This is a genomic window from Azonexus sp. (assembly GCF_030824335.1).
In the GTDB taxonomy this organism is placed as follows: domain Bacteria; phylum Pseudomonadota; class Gammaproteobacteria; order Burkholderiales; family Rhodocyclaceae; genus Azonexus.
This window is the reverse complement of the sequence record NZ_JAVBXX010000044.1, coordinates 27,587-45,174: the sequence shown is the minus strand read 5'-3', so window position 1 is coordinate 45,174 and position 17,588 is coordinate 27,587. Positions and strand designations below refer to the sequence as shown.

The 17,588-nt window shown below is 63.8% G+C and carries 19 protein-coding genes; 8 read left to right on the top strand and 11 right to left on the bottom strand.

What is annotated here, in order from left to right; translation table 11 throughout:
* Window positions 1-8 precede the first annotated feature (8 nt).
* The 11 genes from RCI20_RS17485 to RCI20_RS17435 form a co-directional block, all read right to left on the bottom strand.
* Window positions 9-386, bottom strand: a complete 378-nt coding sequence (locus tag RCI20_RS17485; RefSeq protein ID WP_306607843.1) for a hypothetical protein — start codon at window positions 384-386, stop codon at window positions 9-11.
* A gap of 12 nt (window positions 387-398) precedes the next feature.
* Window positions 399-581, bottom strand: a complete 183-nt coding sequence (locus tag RCI20_RS17480) for a heavy metal translocating P-type ATPase metal-binding domain-containing protein (protein ID WP_306607841.1) — start codon at window positions 579-581, stop codon at window positions 399-401.
* On the bottom strand, window positions 578-1,069 hold the full coding sequence (locus tag RCI20_RS17475) for a TlpA disulfide reductase family protein (protein WP_306607839.1): 492 nt from the start codon (window positions 1,067-1,069) through the stop codon (window positions 578-580). The genes RCI20_RS17480 and RCI20_RS17475 overlap by 4 nt, the downstream gene beginning before the upstream one ends.
* Window position 1,070: 1 nt before the next feature.
* A complete protein-coding gene (locus RCI20_RS17470; protein ID WP_306607837.1) occupies window positions 1,071-2,078 on the bottom strand; it encodes a hypothetical protein in 1,008 nt (335 codons plus the stop codon).
* Window positions 2,078-2,752 carry an ABC transporter ATP-binding protein gene (locus RCI20_RS17465; RefSeq protein ID WP_306607835.1) on the bottom strand — a complete coding sequence of 225 codons (675 nt, stop codon included), beginning with the start codon at window positions 2,750-2,752 and terminating at the stop codon, window positions 2,078-2,080. The genes RCI20_RS17470 and RCI20_RS17465 overlap by 1 nt, the downstream gene beginning before the upstream one ends.
* Complete coding sequence (locus RCI20_RS17460; RefSeq protein ID WP_306607833.1) at window positions 2,749-3,882, bottom strand: ABC transporter permease; 1,134 nt, start codon at window positions 3,880-3,882, stop codon at window positions 2,749-2,751. The genes RCI20_RS17465 and RCI20_RS17460 overlap by 4 nt, the downstream gene beginning before the upstream one ends.
* Entirely contained in the window at window positions 3,845-4,189 is a 345-nt protein-coding gene (locus tag RCI20_RS17455) for a hypothetical protein (protein WP_306607831.1), read from the bottom strand. The genes RCI20_RS17460 and RCI20_RS17455 overlap by 38 nt, the downstream gene beginning before the upstream one ends.
* Window positions 4,189-4,767 (bottom strand): SCO family protein, encoded by a 579-nt coding sequence (locus RCI20_RS17450; RefSeq protein WP_306607829.1) that lies wholly within the window; start codon window positions 4,765-4,767, stop codon window positions 4,189-4,191. The genes RCI20_RS17455 and RCI20_RS17450 overlap by 1 nt, the downstream gene beginning before the upstream one ends.
* Window positions 4,768-4,801: 34 nt before the next feature.
* The gene (locus RCI20_RS17445; RefSeq protein WP_306607827.1) at window positions 4,802-4,981 is read right to left on the bottom strand and encodes a hypothetical protein; all 180 of its coding nucleotides are present in this window, start codon (window positions 4,979-4,981) and stop codon (window positions 4,802-4,804) included.
* Between the two features lie 92 nt (window positions 4,982-5,073).
* On the bottom strand, window positions 5,074-5,619 hold the full coding sequence (locus RCI20_RS17440; protein ID WP_306607825.1) for a response regulator transcription factor: 546 nt from the start codon (window positions 5,617-5,619) through the stop codon (window positions 5,074-5,076).
* Complete coding sequence (locus RCI20_RS17435) at window positions 5,609-6,880, bottom strand: ATP-binding protein (RefSeq protein ID WP_306607823.1); 1,272 nt, start codon at window positions 6,878-6,880, stop codon at window positions 5,609-5,611. Before RCI20_RS17435 ends, RCI20_RS17440 begins: the two co-directional genes overlap by 11 nt.
* Window positions 6,881-7,266: 386 nt before the next feature.
* Between RCI20_RS17435 and RCI20_RS17430 the strand changes: the two genes are divergently transcribed.
* The 8 genes from RCI20_RS17430 to RCI20_RS17395 all read left to right on the top strand — a co-directional run bounded on the left by RCI20_RS17430 (window position 7,267) and on the right by RCI20_RS17395 (window position 17,583).
* Window positions 7,267-8,799 (top strand): cytochrome ubiquinol oxidase subunit I, encoded by a 1,533-nt coding sequence (locus RCI20_RS17430; RefSeq protein WP_306607821.1) that lies wholly within the window; start codon window positions 7,267-7,269, stop codon window positions 8,797-8,799.
* 12 nt (window positions 8,800-8,811) lie between these two features.
* Window positions 8,812-9,948, top strand: coding sequence for a cytochrome d ubiquinol oxidase subunit II (cydB, locus tag RCI20_RS17425; protein WP_306607819.1), 1,137 nt, complete (start codon window positions 8,812-8,814; stop codon window positions 9,946-9,948).
* Window positions 9,949-9,963: 15 nt separating this feature from the next.
* Complete coding sequence (cydX, locus tag RCI20_RS17420) at window positions 9,964-10,062, top strand: cytochrome bd-I oxidase subunit CydX (protein WP_306607817.1); 99 nt, start codon at window positions 9,964-9,966, stop codon at window positions 10,060-10,062.
* Between the two features lie 84 nt (window positions 10,063-10,146).
* Window positions 10,147-11,883, top strand: coding sequence for a thiol reductant ABC exporter subunit CydD (gene cydD, locus RCI20_RS17415; RefSeq protein ID WP_306607815.1), 1,737 nt, complete (start codon window positions 10,147-10,149; stop codon window positions 11,881-11,883).
* Complete coding sequence (gene cydC / locus RCI20_RS17410) at window positions 11,880-13,577, top strand: thiol reductant ABC exporter subunit CydC (protein WP_306607813.1); 1,698 nt, start codon at window positions 11,880-11,882, stop codon at window positions 13,575-13,577. Before cydD ends, cydC begins: the two co-directional genes overlap by 4 nt.
* A gap of 83 nt (window positions 13,578-13,660) precedes the next feature.
* Window positions 13,661-14,164 carry an RNA polymerase sigma factor gene (locus RCI20_RS17405; RefSeq protein WP_306607812.1) on the top strand — a complete coding sequence of 168 codons (504 nt, stop codon included), beginning with the start codon at window positions 13,661-13,663 and terminating at the stop codon, window positions 14,162-14,164.
* Window positions 14,165-14,181: 17 nt separating this feature from the next.
* Window positions 14,182-15,132 (top strand): FecR domain-containing protein, encoded by a 951-nt coding sequence (locus tag RCI20_RS17400; protein ID WP_306607811.1) that lies wholly within the window; start codon window positions 14,182-14,184, stop codon window positions 15,130-15,132.
* Between the two features lie 114 nt (window positions 15,133-15,246).
* Entirely contained in the window at window positions 15,247-17,583 is a 2,337-nt protein-coding gene (locus RCI20_RS17395; RefSeq protein ID WP_306607809.1) for a TonB-dependent receptor, read from the top strand.
* Window positions 17,584-17,588: the final 5 nt, after the last annotated feature.

Below are 17,588 nucleotides of genomic sequence, written 5' to 3'. Positions count from 1 at the left end.
GGACTCCGTCAGGCTGCAGACTGGATATCGGTGGCAACCGGCGCCTTGACGCCCTCGATTTTCTCTTCCGCCTCGGCCATCAGGTCAGCGAGGTTTTCCTTCTGGTGCAGTGCGAAATCCTTGCCCATGCCGGTCGCCTTCGAGAGGCCATCGATGATTTCCTTCTGGTACTTGAAGAGCAGGAAACCGGCAACGACACCACCGGCGGCGCCAACCGCCAGCAGGGTCAGCGGGTTACGCAGCAGCGCCCCGCCAAGCAGACCTTTACCGGCGGCAAAACCAGCGCCGGCCATCATTGCGCCGGTGGTCAGCGGTTTTGCCATCACGTGGCTGGCGCCGTTCATCATCATGTGCGGCATGTTCTTGAGCATTTCTTCGGTCATCATGGTTCTGTCCTTTCAACGGGCTTGCGGGTCATTGTTTTCATTCTGAACCGGCGCTTCCTTGATGTCATGCAACATCTCGTAGATGCCGCGGCAACCCTCGCAGCAGAAGCGGTACTGCCGCTCTGCGGTGTTCAGGACAAAGGGCTTGACCCCGATGTCGAGACCGCAGAGATCACAGACCCGGTTATCGTTCATTTGAGCAGTTCCAGCACATGCCGCTCGAAGCTGGCCTCGTCAGCTTCGCCAACAATCTTGCCGCGAACAATGCCGCCGGCGTCGACAAAGAAAGTGGTTGGCAGGCCGACAACGCCGTAGCTACGGGCAATCGCCGACGATTCGTCGAGCAGCGCCGGGTAGCTGACGCCGATCTTCTGCATGAAGGCAGTGACGGTTTTTGCGTCCTGGCCGGCGTTGACCGCAAGAATCGTCAAGCCGCTGGCCTGCTGGCGCCGATAGACCTGCTCGATGGCCTTCATCTCGCCCTCGCAGTACTTGCACCAGTCGGCCCAGAAGCGGATCACCAGCGGCTTGCCGGCGAAGGATTCGGGAAAGGCTACCGTCTTGCCGCCGGCATCGACCGTCTGAAAGGCAGGCGCCGGGCTGCCGACATTGATGTTGCTCTTCGCCGCATCGCCGCCACAGGCGACCAGCAGGCAGGCCAGGAAAAAAGGTAAAAGGCGCATTTCAGTGCTCGATCAGGATCAGGTTGGAAGCCAGCACGAACCAGGTGGCTATCGCAGTAAAAAGCAGGAAGCCGGCCGCGGTCAAGGCTGCCAGGCGGGCGGAAACCCGGGGAATCACCTCGCGCAGGCTGGCCACCCGGGCAAAGGGCTGGATCGCGCCGGCACCCAGCCCCGCCGCCGTCGCTGCGAACAGCGGCAAGTAGAGCGCGTAGCCGCGGTAGTCGTATTCCGGTTTGAGGATGCAAAAAGGGCAATGGTGATGCGGATGCTCGTAGATGTAGAGCGAGACGAAGGACAGCACGCCGGTCATGGCGACGATAAATCCCGCCGCACTGAGCACGGCCAGCAGCCCGCCGCTGATGACCCCACGCCGACGCCAGTGCCACAACGCGAGCAGTGTCGTCACTGCCATCGTCGAGTAGAACAGCCAGATAGCCGGTAGCGGCGGCAGCGCCGACAGATCGCCGGCAATCGATTCGGCCTCGGTAGAGAACATGCTGCCGCAGCAGGAGGTGATGACGTTCGCCTTGAGCCCCGAGAAGTAGCGGAACTGCAGCCAGAACGAAGCGGCCAGGAAAGGCAACAGGACGATCAGCAGGCCGTACTTGATGCGCACCAGCGGGTAGTCGCGCGCCTGCGTGTCGACATGGTTAATCGCCAGCCAGGCCGCGGCCAGGAAGAAAACCAGCATCTGCGCGATCAGCGCCGGAAAGCCCCACTCATTGACATTCAGCGTGCCGACTGCACACATGGCGCCAACAAACATCGCCGACAGCCGGTCAGCGTTGAAGACAAAGAGCAGCAAGGCGCCAAGCTGGACGACGAGGACGAAGGAGACTAGCGTCGAGAACAGGTAGGTGCGCCGCTCCAGAATCAACTGGTATTCCGATCCGCTGCCGATGTCCCAGCGGCGGATTACCTGCAGCGCGAACGGCGTCGCCAGGAGCAGCATCAGCACGGCCAGGCCGGCTGCCAGCAGCAGTGCGATGATCGCCGGCTGGAACAGCATCAGTCGCCGATCAGCCGGCCGTCGCGCATGCCGACGACGCGATGGACGGCGCTTGACTCGACCACCAATGGATCGTGGCTGGTCAGCAGCACCGTCTTGCCGGCGGCAGTGAAGCCTTCGAGGATGGCCATGAACTCCATCGACAGCGCGGTATCGAGGTTGGCGGTCGGCTCGTCGGCAATGATCACTTCCGGATCGTTGATCAGCGCCCGAGCGATGGCGACGCGCTGCTGCTCGCCGCCGGACAGCCACTCCACCTTGGCCTGCGCGCGGTGCGTAAGTTGCAGGCGCTCGAACAACTCGCCTGCCCTGGCGACCAGTTCGGCGCGTGGCCGGCCGGTGGGAAAGGCCGGCAGGATCACGTTTTCCAGCGCCGACAGGCCTTTGATCAGGTTGAACTGCTGGAAAACAAAGCCAAAGCTCTGCCGGCGGATGTCGGTCAGGAAACGCTCGGGCAAGGCCGAGATGTCCTCGCCCTTGAAGCGCACGCGACCGCTGGTCGGCCGGCTCAGGCAGCCGACGATGGTCAGCAGCGTCGTCTTGCCCGAACCGCTCGGGCCGCGGAAGGCGGTCACCTTGCCGGCTTCGACGGCGAGGTCGATGCCGTGCAGCGCCCAGTATTCGTTCGGCCGGTTCTGGTTGAAGGCCTTTTTGATATCGAGCAGTTCGATCATCGCATCACCGCATCGGGATCGGTGATCGCCGCCCGCCAGATCGGCACCAGAATGGCTGCCGTGTACGGGAACACCGTGAAGAAGAATAGCGTCGCCACCTGCAGGCCATCGACCGCCGGCACCAGCGCGAATTTCGGATAGAGCACCGACCAGCCCTTGAGCACCGGCTCGAAGACCGCCGCGCCAAAGTGGAAGACATGAACGTAGGCGGCAAGGAAGCCGCCGAGGAAGGCCGTCAGCGAGATCAGCAGGCCCTCCCAGATCTTCATCCGGATGACGTCGCCGGTTTCCCAGCCGATCGCCTTGAGGATGCCGATCTCACGCTTTTCTTCGGCGGAAAGGCCGGCAGCCTTTTCCCAGGCGAGGATGGCGAAAGCCAGGATGGCGCCGGCTAGCACCGTCAGCAGGATGCCCTCGCGCCAGTCGAAGACGCTCTGGTAGGTGCGCTGCACCTCCTCGCGCAGGATCGGCCGTGAATCCGGCAGCGCCGCCGTCAGCTTGGCGGCGACGTTGCGCACCTCCTGCGGATTGGCGACCGACAGCGCGATGTCGGTGTAGTGGCCTTCCGGATACTCGAAGAAACGGCGGAAATCGTCTTCCGAGAGCAGCACCAGGTCGGCCGACAGCAGCTCCGAATCCGGCGACAGCACCGCCGCCACTTCGAAGGTGAACAGCTTGCCCGAATAGGAACGGAAGGAAATCGTGTTGTTCTTGGCCAGCCCGCGCTCGCGCGCCAGCGCCTCGCCGACCATGATCATGCCGTCGGCGACCTCGCTGGCCGGCCGCGCCATGAAGGTGTAGTTGGCATTGAGCACCGGGTCGTAGTAATAGCCCCAGAGACGACCTTCCTTCTTCTGCACGCCGCGGATGCGACCGATCTGCTCGAGGTAACCTGGCGGAATCAAATCGTGACGGCCGGCCACCATGCGCTGCAGGATGACCTCCGGCGAACCGGCGAGCACGTATTTCGCCTCGCTGCGCAATGCGTTGGAAAACAGCGTCAGCGACGCCAGTACGAAGACGAGCAGCGTGTAGGCGACGAGCAGGCCGATGTTCCGGGTCTTGCGCCGGGCCAGCGAGGCCAGCGTGAAATCAATCAGGTGACGCTGTTTTTCCAGCCACGGGTTCATGGGAATCTGTGCGGTCTCGGGTCAGGTGGGCCGGCGGCGACAGCAGCGAACCGGAAGGAAAGTGATCGAAGGCGCCTGGATGATCCTGCAGCGCCGAATGCAGATCGGCCTGCGAAGGGTGGCGGGTATAGCGGGCCTCGGTGAACAAGGCCAGGTCAGTCAGGCCGAACCGGGCGACCAGTTCGCGGTTGGCGTCGAGCCGGGGCTGGTGTGCTGCGGTCAACGGTCCGGAAAAGGCAAAAATGCCGAGCACAGCGCAGGCCAGCAGGCCGATGATCACCAGGGCAACAGTGGAAGGACGGGACACTACAACAGACTCCGGATGGTTGACGCGATTCTATCGCCGCCGGCGCCCAGTTCAATGACGTCTGACAGCCTGCCGGCGGGGTCGATGACATAGGTTGCCGTCGTGTGGTCGACCGCGTATGTGCCATCGGCTGCCGACGCCTGGCGGACATAGCCGGCACCGTAAGCCTTGGCCAGGCGGGCGATTTCTTCCGGCGCCGCGGTCGCACCGACCATCTCGGGATGGAAAAAGGCGGCGTAATCCTTGAGATGGGCAGGCGTGTCGCGCTCCGGATCGACCGACACCAGCAACAACCTGACCCGCCCCCGCTCTTCCACCGACAATGTGCGCAACGCCTGGGCACCCGCGGCCATCGATGCCGGGCAGACATCCGGACAATGGGTATAACCGAAGTACAACAGGACCACCTTGCCGCGCCAGTCGCGGCTGTCGATCACGCCGTCCGCCGACTGCAGGACGAAATCGCCGCCGGCCGGCAGATCGGCACGTGCCGGGCCGGATGATCTCGATAATCCCAGGGCGACTCCGGCAAGCAGCGCCAGCGCCACGACTGCGCCGAACAACAGGTTTTTTTTCATGGCACTGGCGGCAGCGTTGCGGCGCTGCCGACGATCAGAAACGATTGGCGGCGCGCATCAGGGCGCCACGCAGGGCGATGGTCACGCTCGAGCCGAGGCCGACGCGCTGCGCCACGGCCGGCAGGATGATCAGGGAAGCCAGTGCAAAACCGGCGCCAAGCAGCAAGGAGGCCATTTCCGGTTGCTGCGATTCCTGAGTCTTTTTCTGTTCCATGACGCTCTCCCTAAGGCGGTGAGCGTCATGCTAACCAGTTTTACCGGCGGCCAGATGCGACATAGTGTCGCACCCGGCTGCGGCACGACGCCTCATTCGCTGCTGACATGGCGCTTCTTGGCCAGCTTGCGCTGCAGGGTCCGGCGATGCATCTGCAAGGCACGCGCGGTCGCCGCGATGTTGCCGCCGTGTTCGTTGAGGGTACGCTGGATGTACTCCCACTCCAGATGCTGGACGGTCATCCGCTTCTCGTCGGGCATTTCGGGAATCTCGATCGCTTCGTCGAGCAATGCCTTGACGATATCGGCCGTACTCGCCGGCTTGGGCAGGTATTGCACGGCACCGAGCTTGAGTGCGCTGACCGTCGTCTGGATGCTGGCATAGCCGGTGAGGATGACGATCCTGGCCGCCGGCACCGCGCCGAGCAAGGGCTGAATCAGATTGAGGCCGGACTGCCCGGCCAGATTGAGGTCGAGCAGAATGTACTCGGGGTCATGCTCGGCACATAGCGCCAGCGCTTCTTCGCCACCGGCCGCGGTAAGCACGAAGAAACCCTTGCGCGACAGCGAACGGGCCAGGACATCGCGGTAGCTGTCGTCATCATCGACGATCAGCAGATAGCGTTCTTCAGGATTCATTGGCGCAGTTCTCCCGGTTCATCTCCAATGGAATTTCAATATCGACGCGTGTCCCTACGGGCGCCAGTCGGCTCAGTTCGAGATGCCCGCCATGCCGCTCGACGGCCGTGCGCGACAGCAGCAGGCCGATCCCCATGCCGGCCGGCGAAACCGATGGCTGCCCTGCGGCGTAGGCCTGCAGCGCGGCGTCGCTGATGCCCGAACCATCGTCATCGAGGCGGATGACCAGCGTACCGTCGCGGATGTCGGCCTTGACCAGGATCCGCCCGGCACCGGCGCGCACGGCGTTGTCGAGCAGATTGCTCAGGGCCCGCTCGAGCGTCACATCAAACGGCAAAGCCCCCTGCCCGAGTGCTGGAGCCAGCGCCAGTTGCAGGCTGGCTGCCGGGTTCAGTGCGCTCCACGCGCTCAGCATTCCGCTCAGCCAGGGGCCGGCCATCACCCGCTCGCCACTGCCGCCACGGGCGTGACCGGCGCGCAGCGTGAGCTGGCCGAGCGCCCGCTTGCAGGTTTCGATCTGGGTATCGAGGAGCCGGCAGTCGTCGCGTTGAAGTGCGGCCAGGGAGGCGTCCTCAAGCCATTCGTCGACGATGATCCGCATCGTCGCCAATGGCGTGCTCAGTTCATGCGCCGCACTCGCCGCCAGGGCGCCGACCGAGATCAGCCAGTCGTTGCGGATCGCCTGCTCGCGTGCTTCGGCAAGCGCCAGGTCGCGCCGCTGGATGGCCTGAGTCATTTTCTGGATGAACCAGATCAGGACCACTGCCGACACGACGAAAACCAGCCACATGCCGAGCAGGTGCAGCCGCGTCGCCATTTCCGCATCGGCGATCGCCAGCGGCTGATAGAAGCGCCAGAGGAAGGAATAGGCGAGGATCGCCGCGATACCGAGCAACCACGCCTGAAACCGGCTGAGGACGATGGCCCCGATTGCCGCCAGCGGCAGGAAGACCGAAATCAGCGGATTGGTCGCACCGCCGGAAAGATAGATGTAACTGGCCCAGCAGGCGAGATCGAACAGCAACTGGATCAGCGGCGAAAAAAACGGAAAGTCGTCGTCACCGCGATTGAACAGCAAGGCCAGTTGCAGGCACAGGTTGATGGCGGCAACGAAAGTGGCGAAAGCCAGCAGGCGCGGCATCAACATCGACGAACCGAGGATGTTCGGGCTGACCAGCGCCGCCGCCAGCATGGCGAGCACCGAAAGCCAGCGCAGCTGGATCAGGCGTGCCTGGGTGATCTGGGTCAGCGAACTTATCAAGGGATTTGGCCGGGCAAAAAAAGAAGCCCCGACACCGGGGCTTGAAACGAGAGGTGGCCCGTTCCCGGGACACTTGGGACCGAACTATAGGGAGCCGGCCACCGTCCGGGAAGTGACCAATTGTCGCGCCCCGTCCGAACCTTGCAGCGACAAGCTGTCGCGCGGCATTTGGTCACTTCCGCCGACCTCCCGTGATCGTGAAAATCGCCGCGTCCAAAGCTCCCAAGCCAGGACAAGCCCCCGGGGAGTGTCGCCAGCATGGGGCGCTCCCCCCTCCTCGGACCCATCCATTCACCGGAAACCATGCCGAAAGCCATCCGGATTTCACGCCGGCCATCAGCGCGTCGGGCTGCCGGCACCAACTCAAACAAGCAAGGGGAACCGTCATGATCGATACAACGGTCGTTGACCTGTCGCGGCTGCAATTTGCGGCAACGGCGCTTTACCATTTCATTTTCGTACCATTGACCCTGGGGCTGTCGTGGCTCCTGGTTGCCATGGAATCGGCTTATGTCCTCACGGGCAAGGAAATCTACCGTGACATGACCAAATTCTGGGGCAAGCTCTACGGCATCAACTTCGCGCTCGGGGTGACCACCGGCATCACCATGGAGTTCCAGTTCGGCACCAACTGGGCCTACTACTCGCACTACGTCGGCGACATCTTCGGCGCGCCGCTGGCGATCGAAGGCTTGATGGCCTTCTTCCTCGAATCGACCATGGTCGGTCTGTTCTTCTTCGGCTGGAACCGCCTCTCCAAAGCCGGCCACCTGACCGTGACGATGCTCATGGCGCTGGGCACCAACCTGTCCGCGGTACTGATCCTGATCGCCAACGGCTGGATGCAGGATCCGGTCGGTTCGGCCTTCAACCCAATCACCATGCGCATGGAACTGATCGACTTCTGGGCACTGGTATTCAATCCGGCAGCCCAGGCCAAGTTCGTGCATACCGTCTCGGCCGGTTATGTCGCCGGTTCGCTGTTCGTGCTCGGCATCTCGTCCTGGTATCTGCTCAAGGGCGTGCATACCGAATTCGCCCGCCGCTCCTTCCGCATCGCCGCTGCCTTCGGCCTGGCCGGCACGCTGTCGGTGATCGTTCTCGGTGACGAATCCGGCTATGCCGTCTCCGAATCGCAGAAATCGAAGCTGGCGACCATCGAGGCAATGTGGGAAACCGAGCCCGCACCCGCCGGTTTCAACCTGATCGCTTCGATCAACGAGGAAAAGCAGACCAATAACTGGGCGATCAAGATTCCCTACGCCCTCGGCCTGATCGCCACCCGGTCGACCACCGAAACCCTGCCCGGCATCCGCGAAATCCGCGCCGAGAACGTCGGCCGCGTGAAATCCGGGATCGAGGCGGTCATTGCCCTCGAGGCATTGCGCAAGGCGCCGCAGGACGCCGAGCTGCTGGCCCGTTTCCGCGAGTACGAGCAAGACCTCGGCTACGGGCTGCTGGTCAAGGCTTACGTCGACGATGTCCGCCTGGCGACACCGGCAATCATCGAAAAGGCGGCGCACGACACCGTACCGCCGGTGGCCTCGCTGTTCTGGTCGTTCCGGCTGATGGTCGGACTCGGTTTCGCGATGCTCGCCCTTTTCGTCGTCGCCTTCTGGGCCGGCATCAGGAACAGTTTCGCCGAAAAGCGCTGGCTGCTCCGCTGGGCCCTCTATTTCATCCCGGTTCCCTGGATTGCCATCGAAGCCGGCTGGTGGGTTGCCGAGTTCGGGCGCCAGCCATGGACGGTCTTCGGCGTGCTGCCCACGCACCTGTCCGCCTCCAGCCTGTCGGTTGCCGACCTCTACGGTTCGCTGTTCGGCTTCCTCGGCTTCTATACCGTGCTCCTCGCCGTCGAGATGTACCTGATGTTCAAGTACGCCCGCCTCGGCCCGACCGCGCTGCAATCGAACCAATAAGGGAGAACTGCGATGTTTGATTACGAAACCCTGAAACTGATCTGGTGGTTGCTGGTCGGTGTTCTCCTGATCGGCTTCGCGATCATGGACGGCCACGACATGGGCGTCGGCACCCTCTTGCCCATCCTGGGCAAGGACGACACCGAGCGCCGGGTCATGATCAATTCGGTGGCCCCGCACTGGGACGGCAACCAGGTCTGGTTCATCACCGGCGGCGGCGCCATCTTCGCCGCCTGGCCCTTCGTCTATGCAACGGCCTTTTCCGGCATGTACTGGGCGCTGCTGCTGGTGCTCTTCGCGCTGTTCTTCCGGCCGGTCGGCTTCGAGTACCGCTCCAAGCTGCCCAATCCGGCCTGGCGCGCCACCTGGGACTGGGGCCTGTTCGCCGGCAGCGCCGTACCGGCGCTGGTCTTCGGCGTCGCTTTCGGCAATCTGTTCCTAGGGGTGCCGTTCACGCTCGACGACACGATGCGTTCCTTCTACTCGGGATCGTTCTGGGCCTTGCTCAATCCCTTCGCCCTGCTCTGTGGCGTCGTCAGCCTGTCGCTGCTGACCCTGCAAGGTGCCACTTTCCTTGCCCACCGCACCGAAGGCGCACTGCAACAGCGAGCGAAGATTGCCGCCAGCGTGCTGGTCATCGTACTGCTGGCGGCTTTTTCCGGCGCCGGTGTGATCGTCTGGCGCATCGAAGGCTATATCATCCAGTCGATTGGCGATGTCGGCGGCGTCATCAACCCGCTGATGAAGGAAGTCACCCGCCAACCCGGTGCCTGGTTCGGTAATTTCCAGAAGATGCCCATCCTCTGGCTGATTCCGGCCATCGCCTATGTCGGCGCGCTGCTTGCCTTGCTTGCCATCAAGGCCGGAAAGACCCTGCTCGCCTTCGTCGGTTCGTCGCTGGCCTGCGTTTCGGTGATCCTCACCGCCGGCGTTGCCCTCTTCCCGTTCATCCTGCCCTCGTCGACCATGCCCAAGGCCAGCCTGACCGCCTGGGATGCAACCTCGAGCTACGTCACGCTCAACGTCATGCTCTGGGTCGCGCTGATCTTCACGCCCATCGTCCTGGCCTACACCAGCTGGGCCTATCACGTCATGGCCGGCAAGATCACGCGCGACTTCATTGCCGCCAACGACAAGCAACTGTATTGAACGAAAGGAATCGTCATGTGGTACTTCACCTGGATTCTCGGTCTCGGCTTCGCGCTCCTGCTCGCTGTCGTGAATGCCCTCTGGTACGAAGCGCAGGAGGAAAAATCCGACTAGCGCACGGTCGACCGTAAAAATCGACCAATTTTGCCGGCGCCGGGCGATGACCCGGCGCCGCGCATTGTTTCCGGAGATTCACCGATGTCCGTACCCACCAGCGACGGAGGCACCGCCCTCCGTGCGCTCTCCCGACGCTACGCCCGTCATCCCGGCTGGTCCGCCCTGGCTGTCGGTGCCGGCGTCACCCAGACACTGGCGACCATTGTCCTGGCGACGCTGCTTGCCCACCTGCTGCACGCACTGATCATCGAAAAACAGGCGCTGGCCGGGCTCAACGACGCCTGGCTGGCGATCCTGCCGTGCCTGCTGGTGCGCGCCGTGGCCGGCGTGGTTCGCGAGGAAGCCGGGCTGCGCACCTCGCTCGCCGTGCGCAGCGCCCTGCGCGCCGCGCTGCTCGACCGGTTGTACGCGCTCGGCCCGGCCTGGGTGCAGCAACGTCCGGGCGGAGCGCTGAACGCCGCGCTGCTTGAGCAGGTCGAGGCCGTCGACGGCTATTTCGCCCGCTACCGCCCGCAGCAATGGCTGGCGACACTGACACCGCTACTGATCGCCGCCGCGATCGCACCGTCGAGCTGGGCCGCCGCGGCCATCCTGCTCCTGACTGCACCGCTGATCCCGCTGTTCATGATTCTTGTCGGCTGGGGCGCACGCCAGCGGCAGAGCGAGCAATTCCAGATCCTGCAACGAATGGGCGGGCACTTCCTCGACCTGATCCGCGGCCTGCCGACGCTGCGCCTGCTCGACGCTCACCGCCGCATGGGCGACGAGGTGGCTGGCGTCGCCGATGAATACCGCCAACGGACGATGCGCGTACTCCGCCTGGCTTTTCTTTCCGGCGCCGTGCTCGAATTCTTCGCCTCGCTGGCGATCGCGCTGTCGGCGGTCTATTTCGGCATGAGCCTGCTCGGTTACCTCGATTTCGGCCTCTACGGCGAACCGCCGACGCTCGAGCTGGCGATGTTCGCGCTGCTGCTGGCCCCCGAGTTCTACCAGCCGCTGCGCGACCTGGGCACGCATTACCACGCTCGCGCCGAGGCCCAGGCGGCGGCAAGCGACCTGCTCGCCATCCTCGACGAGAGCGGCGGCCAGGCCGCCGGTGGTCGACGCCGCATCGGTCCCGCGGCACCGGCCCTGACGCTGGCCGAAGTCAGCTTCGCCCACCGTCCGGAAGCGCTGCTGCTGCGCGCCTGCTCGTTGCACGTCGACGCCGGCGAGGCGGTTGCCATCCGCGGCGCCAGCGGCGGTGGCAAGACCACACTGCTGCGCCTGCTGCTCGGCCAGCTGAGCACCGGCGCCGGCCGCATCCTGGTCGACGGCCTGGCCCTCGACAGCCTCGACCTGGCCGCCTGGCGCGAACGGGTCGCCTGGATGAACCAGCATCCGCGGCTGATTGCCGGGAGTCTCGGCGACAACCTGCGCATCGCTCGCCTGAACGCGACCGACGACGAACTGGTTGCGGCAATCGGCTTCGCCGGACTCGCGCCCTGGTTCGCCGCGCTGCCCGATGGGCTCGCCACCCGCCTCGGCGAAGGCGGCCGCCAGCTCTCCGGCGGCCAGCTCAGGCGCCTGGCACTGGCTCGTGTTTACCTCCGCCGGGCCGACGTGCTGCTGCTCGACGAACCAACCGCCAGCCTCGACCCAGCCACCGAAGCATGGGTCGTCGCCCGGCTCGCCGAGCTGCGCCGCGGGCGCACCCTGATCCTGCTCACCCATCGCCAGGCACCGCTCGGCATCGTCGACCGCGTCGTCGAACTGGCCAATGGTTGCCTGCATCCGGCCGACACCGGCCAATCCAGCAAGGAATTTGCCGCCTCATGAAAATCCGCGACGGTCTGCGGGCGCTCGCCCCATACTCCACCCGCCTTGCCGGCGCCGGCCGCTGGCTGGCCTTGGGCGCTCTGCTTGGCACCCTGACCCTGACCGGCAGCCTCGGCCTGCTCGCCCTCTCCGGCGGTTTTCTCAGTGCGGCGGCAATCGCCGGCTTGAGCGCGACGACGGCGATGCACTTCAACTTCTTTCTGCCTGGCGCCGGCGTCCGCTTCTTCGCCCTACTGCGTACCGTCAGCCGCTGGGGCGACCGCGTCGTCACCCACGAAGGCACCTTCCGCCTGCTTGCCGGCCTGCGTCAGTGGCTCTACGGCCGCCTGGCGCTGCTCTCGCCACGCCAGTTGAACCGCCAACACGGCGGCGAGACCCTGAACCGGTTGATGCGCGACATCGATGCCCTCGACAACCTCTACCCACGCTTCCTGCTGCCGATCTTCGCGGCGACGCTGACTTTCGCCGCCCTGCTCGCCGTATTCGCGCACCAGGCACCTGGCCTGCTGTGGCTGCCGGCACTGCTGCTGACCTGCGCCCTCCTGCTGCTGCCGCTGGCCGGCTGGTATCTGGGCCGTGATCTGCTGCCGGCCTCGATCCGCGAACGGGCAACGCTGCGCCGCCACCTGCTCGACTGTAGCGAAGGCATCGAGGATTTTTCCCTGCACGCGCAGGCCTGGTCGCGACAACGCGAGCGGACACTGGCCGCTGCCACCCGCTGGCTGCGGACGCAACGGAGCAACGGCCGGCGCGGCGCCCTGCTGCGGGCGGCCAGCACCTTGCTGGCGGGCCTCGCGGCCTGGGCCTGCCTGGCCAGCGCCGGCACCGATGCGCAACTCGCCGGCCCCTGGCTGGCGGCGCTGACGCTGCTCCTGCTCGGCTGCGGTGAAATCCTCGCCCCGCTGGCCAGTGCCAGCCTGGAACTGCCCGGCACCGCCGGCGCCGCCCAGGCAATCAGCGCGCTCGCCGGACAGACGCCGGCAACCCGCTTCCCCGAACACGGACCGGCACCGGCCGGCAGTGACCTGAAAGTGATCGACGTCGGCTTCGCCTGGGACGCCCATACGCCGGTCTTCACCGCGCTCAACCTCGAATTCGCCAGCGGCCGGCACATCTTCATCAAGGGCGCCAGCGGCTGCGGCAAGAGTACCCTGAGCCAGTTGCTGAGCCGCCTTGAAGACCCGCAGTCGGGGCGCATCGAACTCGGCGGCATCGCTCTCGAGGCATTCGACGAAAGCACGCTGCGCCGGCAGATCGCCTGCGCCGGCCAGTTCGCCTGGGCGAAATGCGCCAGCCTCGCCGACAACCTGCGCCTGGCCGACCCCGACGCCAGCCCGGCGCACATGCGCGAGGTGCTGGCACTGGTCGGCCTGGGTTCGCCCGACACGGCCGGACAACTACAACTGGAAACCTGGATCGAGGCCGGCGGCGCCAGTCTCTCCGGCGGCGAACGCAAACGCCTCGGGATTGCCCAGGCGCTACTGCGCAACGCGCCGATCACCATCCTCGACGAAGCCAGCGAAGGTCTCGACCCGGCCGCCGAACGCGCCCTGATCGGGCGCCTGCGTGAACAACTGCGCGGCCGCAGCCTGCTCTGGATCAGTCACCGCGACCAGTGCGAGGACTGCTTCGATCTGACGGTCGACCTCGATTCCCGGCCCTTTTCCACCAGTTCTATACCCGTGATACTTTGACCGCCTCTCCGGAGGAACGTGATTTCTGATGGCTTTGCCCCGCATTTTGCGGTAAAACGGGCCCTTTGCCGTTCCAATCGTTAATGCCTGACCACCGATCGTTCGTTGCCGCGCTTTACCAGCAGTATTTCGACGAACTGTCCCGTTTCCTGACGCGGCATGTGGGATGCCGCGAGCTTGCTGCCGACCTGACGCATGAACTGTTCCTGCGCCTGTTGTCGAAAGAAACGACTTCCACCGGCATCCGCCACCAACGGGGGTTTCTGTTTCGCTGCGCCCGCAACCTGGCAACCGAAGCCGCCACTTCATCCCGCTGGCGCCGATCGACAGTCGACGAGACTGCGACGGCAATCGAAGAATGTCACGGCACGCAAAACCCCGAGCGTCAAACAGAAGACAAGCAGGCGCTTGATCGCTTGCTCACCGTTGTCCTGGAACTGCCGCCGCGCTGCCGCGACGCCTTCATCCTGCACAAGTTCGAAGGAATGACTTACGGAGAAGTGGCAGAACACATGGGCATTTCCGTCGGCGCCGTCGAAAAGCACATGGCGCGCGCCCTCCAAGCCTGCCGCGCGGCAACGCGCTGATCGGTCTTGCCATCACCATGCGCGACAAGTACAAGACTGCCGAAGACGAAGCTCTTCAATGGTTCATACGTAGCCAGGCCAGCGACTTTTCCGCTACCGAACGAGAGCACCTTGATGCCTGGCTGGCTGACGACACGGCGCATCGGGATGCCTTTGATGCGCTTGGCGGCGTCTGGGCGAGGCTTGACGAACTCGGGCCGCTGTTACCGGAACAGGCGCGCAGAATTCCCCGCGCATCACCTCGCCTGAGCCAATACCCCTGGCAGCGCCTACGCTCCTGGAGCGGAGCTTTGGCGATGGCCACCGTTGTCGCCTTCGTTTTCCTTTTGCCGCAGGAAGAATCGTTGCGCACGATTGAATCGCTGCCAGGCCAGCATCGCCAGGTGACGCTGGCCGATGGCACGCACCTTGCGCTTGATGCGGACAGCACGGTGCGGGTAAGCGATGCCCTGCCGCCTCGCATCGAATTGCTCAAGGGCAAGCTTTATCTTGAGGTAGCGCCCGCGAGTTCCGGCCAACTTGAAGTTCGCGCCGGCGCTGCACGTATCCGCGATATCGGCACGCGTTTCGCCGTCAACCTGCGTGATGGCCGGGGGCAGGTCGCTGTCGCCGAAGGACAGGTCGAGATCAAGGACGATCAACGCCTGCTGATGCTGCTTGCCGGACGTGGCGCTGATTTCGGGCCACAAGGCCTCACTGGCGAGCGCGCTATCCCGGACCCCGACATTGCCCCCTGGCGTGACGGCCGCTGGCGCTTTTCGGCAACGCCGCTGTTGGAACTGGGTAACGAACTGGCTCATCAGCATCGTATACGCCTTGATATCCCGGACCCCCGAATCGCGGCGCTGACGGTCAGCGGCAGCTTTCCGATCAGTGAACCGGACCGTGTTCTCTGGGCCGTCGCCCAGGTACATGCGCTAAAACTGGAACGTATCGCCGAACGCCATTACCGCTTGCGCAAAACCTGAGAATGCTCGATTAACCTCTTGCGACAATATGTCACAGGGGGTAGAAAAGCGCCTCTCCCCTCTTCCTTTCGTTAGGCCGCCATTGGGGCGGATCACTTCGTCAGGGAGAAACAAATGTATCGCCGTACCCCCATCGCGCTTGCCGTCGCAGCAGCGCTCAATCTTGGTGCTGCCGTGCCGGGTCATGCTCAGACCAGTCGAACCGAATTCGTACTGGCAGTCCAGGACCTCGGGCCGGCGCTCGATGCGTTTTCTGCAAAAACTGGGGTGCGTTTGCTGTACGCCCCCGACGCCGTCAAGGGTAAGAAAGCCCCGGCTGTCAGTGGCAAGCTGCCCCCGGAAGAAGCACTTTCCCGCCTCCTTGCCGATTCCGGCCTGACCTGGACGCGCTCGCCGGACGGTGCTTACGCGATCAAGCAAGGGGCAGTAGTAAAGCCCCCCCAAGCGGTCACCAGTAACACCACGCTCGAGCTTGAGGAAATGATCGTCACCGCTCAGCAGCGCCGCCAGCGTGAAATCGACGTTCCCATCTCGATCAACACGCTGAGCGCCGACGAGATCGCCAATCGCGGGATCAAGGATATTCAGAGTCTCTCCTTTGCCGTGCCCGGCATGACGACGGTGGTCACGGGAATGGCGCAGAATCGGGTCATGCTGCGAGGCATTGGCGAAGGGGCCGGCGGTGGGAGTTTCCCGCTGGTTGGCATCCGACAGGACGAAGTGGCGGTCGATGGCCCGCTACGTGGGGGCCTCGATATCCGCCCGCTGGATGTCAAGCGCGTCGAGGTTCTGAACGGACCGCAGGGCACGCTCTACGGCCAGGGCGCCATGGGTGGCACGGTTCGTTTTTTGACTCACGACCCGATCATCGGCAAAACCAGCATGACGGCCGAAGCCGATGTATCAACGACGAAAAGCGGTTCAGCCTCCAACCGGCTCACCGGTGTTGCCAATCTGTCACTAAGCGATAACGCCGCACTGCGCATCGCCGCTACCTTCGAGAATGCCGGCGGCTGGATCGATGCGCCGACGGCCGGCAAGAAGGACATCAACGATGGCGAACTCGCACATATCCGCATCAAGGGCTTGTTCCATCTCACCGACCGTTTTTCATTGACGCCGATGGTGCAGATTCATCGGAACAAGGTCGGCTCGTTGAGCAACGGTGAAAATGCCGACGGCAACCTGGCGCTGCCGGCTTTTGCACCGAATGCCGTCCAGTCCGCCCGCAACGACCATGAACTTTACAGCCTGACGGCAGATTGGGATGTGGCGGACGGCATCAAACTGCTCGCCATCGGCTCGATGTTCCGCAACGACGCCGACGGCGGCTATTACAGCACGACGCCAAACGGCCTGATCGGCGTCATCTCGAGATTCGAGAATCGCGACACGGCGAAGAGCGGTGAACTGCGGCTGATGTCCGACCAGGCCGGTCCCTGGCAATGGACGATCGGCAGCCTCTACCGTAACGTCGATTATCGCCAGACAGTGACATCGTCCCAGATGGGCATGATCAACAGTCCTGTTCCTCTGGCGGTTCCGGCCACCGTCACGTTCACCCCGATCCGGTCGAAAAGCTGGTCGTTTTACGGCAACACCAGCTTCGATCTGACCGAGCGCCTGCAGATCGGCGGCGGTCTTCGTTATTTCACCGATGAACAGGAAGCGCCCAGCGCCGGGCAGTCGAGTCAGCGATTCGATTCCGTCGATCCCCGCGTCTATGTCTCTTACAAGCTGATGCACGACTGGAATGTCTATACCAGTGCCGCCAAGGGTTTCCGGAGCGGCGGTTTCAACGCGGTCAATCCGGCGTTTCCGGGATCGTTCAAACCGGAAAGCGTCTGGAGCTATGAGTTGGGAACCAAGTTCGAAGCGATGGGCGGTATGTTCGGCGGTCAAATTGCCGCTTTCGTGAGTCGTTACACCGACATGCAGACTTCCACGCTGGCGGCGACACCGAACACGTTCTACACCGATAACATCGGCCGTGCGGAAATCAAGGGGATCGACTGGTCGTTCCGGGTGCGTCCCACCGACTGGGTCGCCTTCGGTGCCAGCGGCACCGTCCAGGATACCGAACTGGTCTCGGTCAAAGCCAACAGCGCTTATGCCGTCGGCGACCGCTTGAACTACATTCCGAAAACCAATTATTCAGTTTTTGTCGAAACCCAGACTCAACTTGCTAACGAACTGAAAGCGCGTTTCCGCGCCGACTACAACGTTCGCGGCAGTTCCGTCTTTGCCCAGAGAACCTACAACGCCACGGCGAAAAACGAACGTCTGGCGTTGTTGAACCTGCGTATCGCCCTGAGTCACAAGCAGTACGGCATCGAACTCTACGGCGAGAACCTGCTCGATGATCGCGGCCAGACCTTCCCGAACCCGGTGAACTTTGCGACTCGCACCGTGCCGCGGACGATCGGTCTCAAAGGCACGGTGTCATTCTGATGCCG